The sequence below is a fragment of the Myxococcales bacterium genome (genome assembly GCA_016703425.1).
Classification (GTDB): Bacteria; Myxococcota_A; Polyangia; order Polyangiales; family Polyangiaceae; genus JADJCA01.
Genome location: JADJCA010000011.1, coordinates 438,667 through 450,091 on the forward strand (window position 1 = coordinate 438,667; position 11,425 = coordinate 450,091).

Annotated in this window: 10 protein-coding genes; 6 read left to right on the forward strand and 4 right to left on the reverse strand. The window is 69.1% G+C overall.

Annotated features, from left to right (window positions below; genetic code table 11):
- Positions 1–32: 32 nt before the first annotated feature.
- The 6 genes from IPG50_22695 (at position 33) to IPG50_22720 (ending at position 6,856) form a co-directional block, all read left to right on the forward strand.
- Positions 33–368 carry a hypothetical protein gene (locus IPG50_22695; GenBank protein ID MBK6694993.1) on the forward strand — a complete coding sequence of 112 codons (336 nt, stop codon included), beginning with the start codon at positions 33–35 and terminating at the stop codon, positions 366–368.
- Positions 365–1,546, forward strand: coding sequence for a hypothetical protein (locus IPG50_22700; protein MBK6694994.1), 1,182 nt, complete (start codon positions 365–367; stop codon positions 1,544–1,546). Before IPG50_22695 ends, IPG50_22700 begins: the two co-directional genes overlap by 4 nt.
- Positions 1,547–1,587: 41 nt before the next feature.
- On the forward strand, positions 1,588–3,171 hold the full coding sequence (locus tag IPG50_22705; GenBank protein MBK6694995.1) for an acyl-CoA carboxylase subunit beta: 1,584 nt from the start codon (positions 1,588–1,590) through the stop codon (positions 3,169–3,171).
- 200 nt (positions 3,172–3,371) lie between these two features.
- Positions 3,372–3,977 (forward strand): hypothetical protein, encoded by a 606-nt coding sequence (locus IPG50_22710; protein ID MBK6694996.1) that lies wholly within the window; start codon positions 3,372–3,374, stop codon positions 3,975–3,977.
- Between the two features lie 77 nt (positions 3,978–4,054).
- The gene (locus tag IPG50_22715) at positions 4,055–4,873 is read left to right on the forward strand and encodes a DNA alkylation repair protein (GenBank protein MBK6694997.1); all 819 of its coding nucleotides are present in this window, start codon (positions 4,055–4,057) and stop codon (positions 4,871–4,873) included.
- A gap of 144 nt (positions 4,874–5,017) precedes the next feature.
- On the forward strand, positions 5,018–6,856 hold the full coding sequence (locus IPG50_22720) for a PilZ domain-containing protein (protein MBK6694998.1): 1,839 nt from the start codon (positions 5,018–5,020) through the stop codon (positions 6,854–6,856).
- Between the two features lie 73 nt (positions 6,857–6,929).
- Here the strand turns inward: IPG50_22720 and mscL are convergent, their stop codons facing one another.
- From mscL to IPG50_22740, 4 genes are all read right to left on the reverse strand, one after another.
- Complete coding sequence (gene mscL, locus IPG50_22725) at positions 6,930–7,325, reverse strand: large conductance mechanosensitive channel protein MscL (protein ID MBK6694999.1); 396 nt, start codon at positions 7,323–7,325, stop codon at positions 6,930–6,932.
- 69 nt (positions 7,326–7,394) lie between these two features.
- Positions 7,395–8,450, reverse strand: a complete 1,056-nt coding sequence (tsaD, locus tag IPG50_22730) for a tRNA (adenosine(37)-N6)-threonylcarbamoyltransferase complex transferase subunit TsaD (protein ID MBK6695000.1) — start codon at positions 8,448–8,450, stop codon at positions 7,395–7,397.
- On the reverse strand, positions 8,447–8,938 hold the full coding sequence (locus tag IPG50_22735; GenBank protein ID MBK6695001.1) for a hypothetical protein: 492 nt from the start codon (positions 8,936–8,938) through the stop codon (positions 8,447–8,449). The genes tsaD and IPG50_22735 overlap by 4 nt, the downstream gene beginning before the upstream one ends.
- The gene (locus tag IPG50_22740; protein MBK6695002.1) at positions 8,935–11,418 is read right to left on the reverse strand and encodes a HEAT repeat domain-containing protein; all 2,484 of its coding nucleotides are present in this window, start codon (positions 11,416–11,418) and stop codon (positions 8,935–8,937) included. The genes IPG50_22735 and IPG50_22740 overlap by 4 nt, the downstream gene beginning before the upstream one ends.
- Between the last annotated feature and the right edge of the window lie 7 nt (positions 11,419–11,425).

Here is an 11,425-nt window from a genome sequence, read left to right on the forward strand (position 1 = left end):
TCGCACTGAGGCTTAGGGGGCGCCGGCGTTCGATGGACAAGGAGAATCTGCAACGTATCGCGTGGACGGTGCCTGACTTGCGCACCGCCGTCGTGATCAACGAACGCGGCGTGGCCACGCAGGGCATCGGTGGCGACGACGTGTCCGCGCTCGCGCAGAAGGTAGACCGAGCCGTCCGCACCCTCGACCGCGTCGGGCGCTCGCTCCGTCTAGGTCGTGTTGCGGCTGTTGGCGTCGTCGGGCGCGGCGCGAGCGCCTTCGTGGACGCGACCGATCAAAGACGCGTCGTCGCGCTCCTCGGCGGTGAAGTCCGCGACCTCGAGAGCACGCTCAGCACCATGAGCGAGCTCCTGAACAATCCCCGATGATCGACCTCCTCGACAAGTTGACCCGCATCGCCGAGGTGCGCGGCTGCGCTGTCATCGACATCGCGGCGCACGCGCCGTTGGTCTCGTGGCTCCGCGATGGCAGCGATACGGCGCCACTCGAAGCGGCTGCGCGCGACGTCTACGATGTCTCCTCGTCGCTCATGGGCGACAGCGACGGACCGTCGCTCTCGGCGCGCTTCGAGAACGGTGCCCGCCTTCTCGCGCGCCGCTACGGCAACCACTTTGCCATCGTCGTGTGCGAGGCGAAGGCCGACCTCGTCAACGTCCGCGTGGCGCTCCAGGGGCTCGCCCTCAAGATCTCCCTCCATCAGCGAGCCCTTTCGCTCTCGGGCGCCGACCCGTCGCCGTCGGCGAGCGCCTTTCAGGCCTCGCGCGAGAGGCCGTCGGGCGGCGCGGCGGCGGCGCCCAAAGACCGTCCGTCGGGAGGCTCGTTTCCGTCGTCGACCTCCTCGCCGGCGTCGAAGGAGCGCTCCTCAAGCCCTGACGCTTCGACGGACCGCCCTTCCACGCCAAGCCAGAGGGCGGCGCCCGGCCGCGGGCCCGAGTCGAGCTCGTCACCGCCGTCGCGGTCTGACCGCCCGTCGTCACCGGCGGCCAAGTCGCCGTTGCCGCCGTTGCGAGGGAGCAACGAGCGGTCCATCGGAGAGGCGAAGATGCGAGAGGAGCTCGTGCGCCTCTTCGCCGGCCAGTTGGGACCGCTAGCGCCGATGCTGCTCGACGAGCAGATCAAGGCGCATGGTGGCATGTCGAGCTCGTCGGTCGCTCTCGCCGTTGGCGAGGCGCTGCTGCAACACATCCAGGGCGATGATCTCCGGGCCCGGGTCCGCAAGGAGCTTGACCGCGTCGTCCGCGGTGCGCTCGCCGCCCCGGCGGCGCCAGCGCGCCCCTCTCCCTCCGCGCCGCCGCCCACCAGTGAACCCTATCGGTCGATGCCCGATCAAATCGACGACAAGCGCATCAGCTCCTTGGGTCAGCTGTTCGTCGAGTTCGTCGGTCCCATCGGCAAGGTCGTCTTCGCCGAAGAGCTCGCGGCCGTTCGTACTGGACCGCTGCTCCTCAAGGTCCACGTGCGCACACTCCTCGCGGGCCTCGCGCAACACGTCCCGTCGTCGTCGCGCAAGAGCTTTCTGGACCGCGGCGAAAAACTCATCGGCTGACGTGGTTCCACCGCCGCGCCGGTTCTAGTAGGAGGCTGGGTATGGCTGAAACCTCGCCGTCGATCCCCGCACCCCCGTCGCGAGAAGCGCTCGTCCGCCGTCTCGATGAGCTCAACTCAAAGGCCCTCGAAGGTGGGGGCGCGGCGCGCATCCAGAAGCAGCACGAGGCCGGCAAGCTCTCGGCCCGGGAGCGAGTTGACCTGCTGCTCGACCCGGGGTCGTTCATCGAGATTGGGCGCTTCGTCACGCACCGATGCACCGACTTCGGGATGGAAGACCAGAAGGTCCTCGGTGACGGCGTCATCACTGGCTACGGCACCATTGACGGTCGCAAGGCCTTTGTCTTCGCGCAGGACTTCACGGTCTTCGGCGGCTCTCTTTCGGGCGCGTACGCACAGAAGATCTGCAAGGTCATGGACCTCGCGATGAAGGTCGGCGCGCCGGTCATCGGCCTCAATGACTCGGGCGGGGCGCGCATCCAAGAAGGCGTCGAATCGCTCGCCGGCTACGCAGACATCTTCTTGCGGAACACCATGGCGAGCGGTGTCGTGCCCCAGATCAGCGCCATCATGGGCCCGTGCGCCGGTGGGGCCGTCTATTCGCCGGCCATCACCGACTTCATCTTCATGGTCGAAGGCACGAGCTACATGTTCATCACCGGGCCCGAGGTCATCAAGGCCGTGACGAACGAGGAGGTCACAAAGGAAGATCTCGGCGGCGCCCACACCCACGCGGCCAAGAGTGGCGTCTCACACCTCACGGCGCCCGACGACCGGACGTGCCTCGCTCATGTGCGCGAGCTCCTCTCGTTCTTACCCTCCAACAACCGGGAAGATCCGCCGCTTCGGCCGAGCCAAGATCCGCCGACACGTGAGGTGCCCGAGCTCGACACGATGATCCCCGTCGAGTCCAACAAGCCCTACGACGTCAAAGACGTGATCGGCGCCGTCGTGGACGACGCCAACTTCTTCGAGATCCAACCGGACTACGCGCCGAACCTCGTCGTGGGCTTCGCCCGCGTCGGCGGTCGGCCCGTCGGCATCGTCGCGAACCAGCCGAACGTCTTAGCCGGCGTCCTCGACATCGACGCGTCGATGAAGGGCGCGCGCTTCGTGCGCTTCTGCGACTGCTTCAACGTGCCGCTCGTGACGCTCGTCGACGTCCCCGGCTTCTTGCCCGGCACCGCGCAGGAATACGGCGGCATCATCAAACACGGCGCGAAGCTCCTCTTCGCCTTTGCCGAGGCGACCGTGCCAAAGGTCACCGTCATTCTCCGAAAGGCCTACGGGGGCGCCTACGACGTCATGGCGTCGAAACACATTCGCGCCGACGTCAACCTCGCCCTGCCGACGGCGGAGATCGCCGTGATGGGGCCCGACGGTGCGGTCAACATCATCCGGAAAGGTGAGATCGCCAGGGCCGACGACCCCGCGAAGACGCGCGCCAAGTTCATTGCGGACTACAAAGAAAAGTTCGCCAACCCCTACAAGGCGGCCGAGCTCGGCTTCGTCGACGAAGTGATCTACCCGCGCACGCTCCGGCAGCGGCTCCACCGCGCGCTCGAGCTCCTGAAGGACAAGCGGGACCAAAACCCGCCGAAGAAGCACACCAACATCCCGCTCTGAGCCCAACCCGACCAGGGCTCGCCAGGCGCCCATGGCGGGCCTTTATCGTGTTCCGTGGGTCGACGGGGATCCCGATGGGACCCATGCCGATCCATCCGTCGGCGCAGCGCGCGCGAGGTGCCGCGAAAAGGCGCGCTTCGATCTCGCGGTCCCTGGCGCGCCCGTTGCTCCGCAGCGCATCGATGCAGAAGGCTCCGACGGTGGTTTCGGTCGCGACGGCACTGCTTCTCTCTGCGTGTGGCTCCGGCAAGACCCTGCCGGACCTACCCTACGACGTGCCCGCGGCCGAACGTCCCGCGCCCCCACCGGAGACACAGACGTCCGTGCTCCCGGGCGCCGTCGATGCCGCAGGCGAGACCAGCGCCGCGAGCGTCGCGGCCCCCGAAGCGGGTGCGCCGGAGGTCGACACGCTGCCGCCCGCGTGCGCGCGTGTTGTCGCACCGGGCATCACCGTCGCGGATGTGGTTCGCCGGGCCTACGAGCTCGCGTACGGGAGGGCGCCGGAGCGCTACGAGTTGGTGCTCCACGCGCTCGAGATCGACCAGGGCAAGCCCCGCATAACCCTGCTGCATGAGCTCGTGCGCGCGCCCGAGCTCGAGACGACCACGGTGGGCCTGACGAACGCGCAATTCGTCGTCGTCGTGATCCAGCGCTTCTTTCATCGCGCGCCGACCGGCGACGAGGTGTCGTCGGGCACGTTCGCGCTCTCACGGCACTTTGCGTCGCGGCCCCAATATGCCGACTCGCTGGTAGGGGCTGCGGAGTTCGCCTTGGCCAGCAATCCGGAGCACGCGTACTTCTTCTAGAAGCGCTGAAAAGGCGCAAGAACGGCGCGGATCGTGCCATTCTGGCGGATGCCATGACCTTGTCGTTCGCCCAAGCGATGAAGACGCTCGCGGCCGCGGGCACGGAGCAGAACCGGGCCGTCTACCGCCGCCACGGCGCCAAGGGCGACGTCTTCGGCGTCGGCTTCGCCACGCTCGATGGGCTCGCCAGAGAGCTCGGCCGCGACGCCAAGCTGGCGGCGGCCCTCTGGAAGAGCAAGAACGCCGACGCCCGCCTCCTGGCGACTCGCGTCGCCGACCCGAACGTCATGACGCCGTCGCTGCTCGACGCCTGGGCGAAGGAGGTCGACTGGTACGTCGGCGCCGACGCCCTCGCGAAGCTCGCGACGGCGTCGCCGCACGCGAAGACCATCGCGCAGAAGTGGCTCGCGTCGAAGGGTGAGTGGACCCTGCGCGCCGGCTGGCATGCGTTGGCGCTCCTGACGCGCGATCCGTCGCTCACGGACGCGTTCTTCGAGCCCTTCATCGCCCGCATCGAGCGGGAGATCGGGAGCGCGCCGAATCGCGCCAAGGACGCCATGAACGCGGCGTTGATCGCCATCGGGATCCGGAACGCCGCCTTCGCGAAGCTGGCGACTCGCGCCGCAGCGCGTATCGGCAAGGTGGATGTCGACCACGGGGCTACCGCCTGCAAGACGCCGAACGCTGCGCTCTACATCAAGCGGGCGAGGGCCTGGCTCGAGGCGCAGGCCAAGAAGCGTCAGGCGAAGGCGAAGCGGGCGGCGAAGAAGACAAAGGTCGCGGCCCCGTCGCCGCGCAAGGCCGGCAGCGCCGCGAAGCGCGTGAAGAAGGCGACGAAGGTGACGGCGAAGAAGACCTCGCTCACCAAGGTCAAGGCGCGCCGCTCCGCGCGCTGACATCACGTAGGGCGATTCGCGCGGGTCCGCTCCAAGCGCAAAACTTGGCCCCGCGCGCTCATCCTCCGTATTCGAACCTCAGACGGTCCGGATCCCCATCGCGCGAGCGAGCGCGCGAGTGGTGCCGCGAGGAGAGAGGCGACCATGTCGAGCCTGGAGCACAACGAGGAGCAGCACACGGCGGACAACGAGGCAGGCGCCGCCGAGGCGAAGCGCGCGCGGCTAACGACCCGCATTCCCTTCGACGGGGTCGTTGAGGTCGGCGGCGAGCTTGGGCCGCCCTTCGAAGCCCAAGCCGTCGACGTCTCGGGGACGGGCATGCACCTGCGCACGGCGTATCTCCCGGAGGTCGGGCAGGCGCTCTCGTGCCGCTTTGAAGCGGGGCGCGAGACCGTCGTCGCCACCGGTGAGGTCGTCTGGCAAAAAGAGGCCGGGCGCGGCGGCGAGTTCGGCCTCCGCTTCGTGGACCTCGACCGAGAGAGCGCCGCCGCTCTCGAGCGCATGACCGACCGCGCTCGTCTGCGCGTGCCGGGCGCGAAGGTGCGCCTTCACATCGACGGCCTCGGCGCGCCGATGCGGGCGCGCGTTCGCGGGACCGACCGCTCTGCCCTCACCGTCGGCAGCGACCTCGCGTTCTTGCAGGTCGGAAAGCACATCGACCTTGAAGACGCGGAGAGTGGGAGCCGGCGACCGGCTCTCATCGATCGCGTCGATGTCGAAGTTGACCCGAGCTCGCGGGTGCCGCAGCTCGTTGTGTCCCTCAAGTACGAACAGAGCGATCGCGACTGCGAAGCGGAGGAGAGTGCCATGGCCGACACGCAACACAATGGAACCGACACTCCCGTTGATCCGGCCCACAACGAGATGCACGCCGCTTACAACGTGAGCGAGGAGCACGCGGCTCACGAGACGGACGTGGCGATCTCCGAGCCGCAGCCGGGCGTCCAGGCGCCTGCCCGATCGTCCTCCGCCGCCGATGACGTGATGCGGGAGGAGCTCGAAGCGAGCGCCCGCATGAAGGGCCCGGTGGCCCGCGCCGCGTCGAAGGTGACGCCGGCCCTTGAACGTTTCGCCAAGCGCGCCCGGACCGCGACGATGCTGCTCGTCGAAAAGGCCAAAGCGCGCAGAAGCGGCGACGCTTCGCCGATCCGGCGCACGACGGCGCCGGCGCCCGGCGGAGGCCTCCACACGGCGGGCCGCAAAGTCGTGCGCGGCGAATCCATGGGACCGACGGAGCACGCTACGGCGCAGCTCGGTGGGATCATGTCTGACAAGAAGAAGGTCGCCGCGATCGGTGTCGGCGCCGTTTTGCTCATCGCCATCGGTGCGGCAGCGCTCAACAAGAAGAGTGCGACTCCCGAAGCCACCGCCGCGAACACGGCGGCGGCGCCTGCGACGCCAGACCCGGCAGCCGCGCCGGTCGCCGCGCCCGTCGCGCTGCCGCCCGGTCCCGCGCCGGTTCCCGTCAGCGGCCCCATCGAGGTCACGTCGGGCCCCGCACCGGGCGCCATGCCGCCGCCGGTCGCGACCGAACCCGCGACCCACGAGCGCCCGTCCGCCGTGCACGAGACGAAGAGCGCCTCGAAGAAGCCCATCAAGGTCACGCCCTTCGCCAACGGGCACGTGAGCCGCGGCAACCTGCTGCGTCTCAAGATGGACGGCGCCATCGACAAGATCCAAGGGGCGCAGCAACCGACGGGCTTCACGGTCCACATCCCCGGTCGTCGCTCCCTCGAGCCGGCCGCCCCGCTGGCGGCCCGCGACGCGCGCATCGGGGCCATCAAGGTCGCCAACGACCAAGGTGGCGCCGAGCTGTCGGTCACCTTCAAAGACGGCGTCCCGAACTACCTCGTGAGGGCCAAGGGCGATCAGCTTGAGATCGTCCTCGCGTCACCGTCGGCGGGCAAAGAAGCGCCGCAGAAGAAGGACGCGAAGCCAGGCGCCGTCGCCAAGCGCGGCCACGGCAAACACGGCAAGCACTGACGCCTGCGGCAAGCACGAAGGGCCGCGCTTCCAAAAGGAGGCGCGGCCTTCTTGCGCGTTCGCAGCGCGGCGCTCAGCGCTTGAGGCCGTCGCGAATCTCCGAGAGCAGCTCGATCATCTTCTCTTCCGGCTTCTTGGCCGGCGGCGGCTCCGGCGGCTTCTTCGCGTTGACGATCTTCGAGACAACGAGGAAGAGCACCAGCGCGACCACGAAAAAGTCGACGATGGAGCCGAGCAACGCGCCGTACTTGAGCGCGACGTTGTCTTTGGCGTCGGGCATCGCCTTCAAGACGTGAGCCGCCTCGCGCCAGTTGCCCCCTGGCAGCGCCATGGACACGAGCGGCATGACGAGGTTGTCGACGAGGCCCGAGACGATCTTGCCGAAGGCGCCGCCGATGATCACGCCCACGGCGAGATCGACCACGTTGCCCTTGAACGCGAACTTCTTGAAGTCTTCGATGAAAGCCATGGCGCCGAGTTACCACACTCGGATGCGCGCGCCGGGGACTTTGTGCGGCTTGTACCCGCCCCTCGAGTACTAGCGTCTTCCGCGCCCTTTCCGCGTCGCCCGCGCCAACGAGGTCGCGCTCGTGGCCTTGAGCGTGAGCCCGTCGCGCTCGCCTCGCAGGAAAGCCTGAAGCCCCGCGTAGGCGATCATGGCTGCGTTGTCGGTGCAGCTCGCGGGCGGTGGCACGTGGGCCACGAGGCCGTGCTTCGCAGCGAGCGCCGCCGTTCGAGCACGGAGCTCGCGGTTGGCGGCCACGCCGCCGGCGAGCACGACGTCGACGGCACCCTCCGAGAGCGCCGCGGCCACGAGTTTCTCCGACAACACCTCGGTGACGGCGGCTTGAAACGAGGCGCAGAGATCCTGGAGCTCGCTCTCGCTCTTGGGCAAGCCGCGCGCCTCCACGTCGCGCGCGACGCGCGTCTTTAGGCCCGAGAAGCTGAACTCGAAGGTCTTCGTGTGACGCATCGGCGCTTCGAGGCGGAAACGAGCCGCGTCGCCGCGCTCCGCGAGCCGATCGATAACGGGGCCTCCGGGATAGCCAAGGCCCAAGAGCTTGGCGACCTTGTCGAAAGCCTCGCCGGCGGCGTCGTCGCGCGTGGCACCGAGCTCGGTGCATGCGGCGGCGTCGGGCGCGTGCACCGAGTAGATGGCCGTGTGGCCGCCCGAAGCCAAGAGCGCCACGAAGGGGTACCGCGGTACGGAGGGCGGTGGCGCACCGGCGCGGCGAAGAAAGACCGCGAGCAAGTGGCCGAGCAAATGATCCACGCCGACGAGTGGCTTTCCGCTCGCCCAGGCCATGCCCTTGGCGGCTTGAACCCCCACGAGCAAGGCCCCCACGAGGCCGGGCCGGCAGGTGACCGCGATGGCGTCGAGGTCTTCCACCTTCACGCGGGCTTCAGCCAGCGCCCGCTCGACGACGGGCATCACGTTGCGCGTGTGGTCTCGCGAGGCCAGCTCAGGAACGATGCCGCCGTATTCGGCGTGGACCGCCTGGCTCTGAACGACGTCGGAGAGCACGAGTCCGTCACCGTCAACGACGGCGGCACCCGTTTCATCGCACGAGGATTCGAGTCCGAGGACGATCACGGCGACCGAAAGGAGCAGGGCCCCTCTTTCTTCTGGAGCGCGAAGACAGCGAAGACGCCGCTGTCGGTCGTCGACGGTCGCAGCAGGCGAACCTCCGCGTCGCCCGAGTCCATCAACGACACGATGGCCAGGACATCGGACGCGCCAGCGTCGCTCTCAGCGCGCACGGCAAAAACGAGGTTCTTGCTCCGGTCCGCCCCAAAGGCCAACAGCGCCAACGGATCGTGCGCCAAGGGAGCGATGGGCACGAGGGGAGCGGCGGCGAAGCGCCCGTCGGAGGAGGTGAGTGAGCCAGGTCGATCCTCGAGGTGGCTCGCGTCGAAGGTGAGGCACATCTTCGTGCTCTCGGCGATTCCGGCGCGGACGAACGACGCGTTGGTGACGCTACCCTCGTAGCGTCCGTCGCCGGAAGACCAACGCTCAAGATCGCGGCATCCCCATAGAGACGCGAGGACCGCCACGCCCGCGAGCAACTCGGGACGCGTCACGGCGCCCTGCCGAGGAGGCTACGGGCCGTCTCGCGAACGCGCGGCTCGGCGTCCGACGACGCCATCACGCGGGCCAGCCGTTCTTGCGTCTTTCCGTCGAAGGCAAGCGCGCGCAGCGAGGCCTCGCGCACGATCGCGTAGGTGTCGGAGCGCGCCGCTCGTTCGAGCGTGGCCGCGGCGCTCGGAGCCCCGCTCTTCCCCAGGCGCCCCAGCGCTTCGGCGGCCAAGACGCGAATGGCCCACGAAGGGCTCCCCTCGACGACGCGCGTGCACGTCGCCACCGCCGCTGACGATGCGTGACGACCCACGGCCGCGAGCGCCATGCGTTGCACGCCCTCGTTGGGATCGGTAGCGGCGCGCAAGACCACGCTCGTCGCCTCGTCGGAGGTCGAGCCTGCGAGCAGCTGCAGGGCCTTCGCGCGCACCGCCGGCTCGGGGTGTCGCACGAGCCCGACGACCGACGGCTCAAGCGCCTTGGCCATCGCCCGCGCGCGATCGCGGGCCGCGCCAAGGGCGTCGCTCTGCTCCGTGGAGAAGAACGGACGAAGCGAGCCGTCGCCGCTCGAGAGCGCGTCGAGTACCAAGAGGGCGCGCTCGCCAGAGGTCCGAAGGGCCGCGCTGGCCGCCTCGGCGATGGCGTCCCCGAATTGCGTCACGGCGCGCCCGCGTTCGGCAGCCGTGAACTCCGTTGGAATGAGGCGGGCGAGCACCCCGTCGAGGTCGACGCGACCGTCGACGAGGTCGAGCGCGGCGGGGGACCTCTTCGCGCTCGCCGGCGACGCGAGCAACATCATCGACGCCGCGGCAGCCTTCGGCAGCGAGTTTCGGCCGCCCTCGCCGGGCGGGCCGTCGAAGAGCGACGCCGCGAGCGCGCCCACGACGGCCTTCGTTCCCGCGCCGCCGTCCCCCTTGGCGGCCGCGGCGCGGCCGAGCGCCACCAGCGCCGCTTGTCGCGCCACGACGTCGGAGCCTTGGGCCAGCGACAAGAGGACGGAGGCCGCTTCGCCCTCCGGCGAGAGCTCGCCTAGCGCTTGAGCGGCGGCGGCTCGCGCGACGCTGCCGACCTCCACGGACCGCGCGAGGGCGACGAGATCCGGCGTGGCCGCGCGCTCCTTGAGCGCCCCCAAGCCCAACGCGGCGAAGCCGCGCATCTCGGGCCCGCCGCGACGCAGGAGTATGCGCAGCGAAGCCCCGGCGCGCTTGTCGTCCAGCTTCGCGAGCGCGAAGACGGCGGCGACGGCCACGCGATCCGACGGCGTCGCCTCTTCGCTGCGCGCGCCATCGGGCAGGAGGAAGGCCTCGAGCTTGGGTCGCATCACCGCGCTTCGCAACATGCCGCAGGCGACCATCGCCCGCGTTCGCAGGTCCAGGTCACCGTCGCCCGTCGCAAACGCGAAGAGCGCCGGCGCCGCGTTCTTGTTCTCGACGTGAGAGAGGACGTCGATGGCGGTCCGTTGCTGAGTGGCTTCGTTTGATGCGAGAGCGTCGAGGAGCGGCTTGATGGCGCGCGCGCCGATGCGCGCCAACGCCTTTTGCGCGGCGTCGCGCTCAGCGTCGCCGCCGCTCTTGGCTTGCTCCACGAGGCCGAAGGTCAAGCTCCCGTAGACCTCCATGAGCAGCCGTCGATAGATGAGCTTCTGCGGATTCCCGATGGCCATGGGGAGCAAGTCTTGCTCCAGCGACTCGAGCGAACCGCGGCCGAGGTTCACCTGAATGGAGAGGCGGGCGGCGCGAGAGACGAGCTCCTCGTCGGGCGCCGAGCGAAGGACGCGGCGGAAGAGCCGGTCGGCTTCGTCGGTTTGCCCGCGTGACAAGAGGAGGTCCGCCAAGTCGAAATACGCGAGGAAGAGCCGCTCATTCTTCGAGATGGCCGCGCGGTACTCGAGGATCGCCTGCTCGACGTTCTGCCTCGCGCGGTACATGTCGGCGAGGTGCCGGTGTCCTTCGGCGTCGTCGGGATTGAGCTCGACGGCGCGAGCGAGGTATTTCACCGCGTCGTCGTCGCGGTAGATTTCCGCGGCGTAGCGCGCCATGCGCTGATAGACCTCGCGCGCGCGTTTCGGCTCCACCGCCAGCAGCTTCTCGAGCACTGCGATGGCGTCGGCCTTCTTGCCAGCTTGGTAAAGGACTCGCTCCAAGACGAGGTACCCGTCGCTGTCGCCGGGCGCGAGCTCGACGAGGCGCCGCAACGTGGTCTCGGCATCGCCGAGGCGACGCAGGTGGAGCTGCACCTCCGCGAGGGTCCGTCCCGCCTCGAGGTCCGGCGGCTTCGCCGAAAACGCCGTCGCCAGGTTCGGGATTCGATGCTCAAGGCTTCGCTCGAGGGCCCAGAGCGTCACGAGGTGCGAGCGGACCTCGCGTGCGAGGAGCTTGTCGCCGAGCTTCCGCGCGCGTTCGCCGATCTCGGTCCACAGGCCCTGCGCGTCACGGTACGACTTGGCGCGCTCGTGCGCCGCCGCCAGTTGCTTCTTGTATTGCACGTTGTCG

Excerpts from the sequence above, each read along its gene's own strand:
- IPG50_22705 (MBK6694995.1), top strand. The coding sequence starts at position 1,588 with ATGGCTGAAACCTCGCCGTCGATCCCCGCACCCCCGTCGCGAGAAGCG.
- IPG50_22700 (MBK6694994.1), top strand. The coding sequence starts at position 365 with ATGATCGACCTCCTCGACAAGTTGACCCGCATCGCCGAGGTGCGCGGC.
- IPG50_22695 (MBK6694993.1), top strand. The coding sequence starts at position 33 with ATGGACAAGGAGAATCTGCAACGTATCGCGTGGACGGTGCCTGACTTG.
- IPG50_22715 (MBK6694997.1), top strand. The coding sequence starts at position 4,055 with ATGAAGACGCTCGCGGCCGCGGGCACGGAGCAGAACCGGGCCGTCTAC.
- mscL (MBK6694999.1), bottom strand. The coding sequence starts at position 7,325 with ATGGCTTTCATCGAAGACTTCAAGAAGTTCGCGTTCAAGGGCAACGTG.
- IPG50_22720 (MBK6694998.1), top strand. The coding sequence starts at position 5,018 with ATGTCGAGCCTGGAGCACAACGAGGAGCAGCACACGGCGGACAACGAG.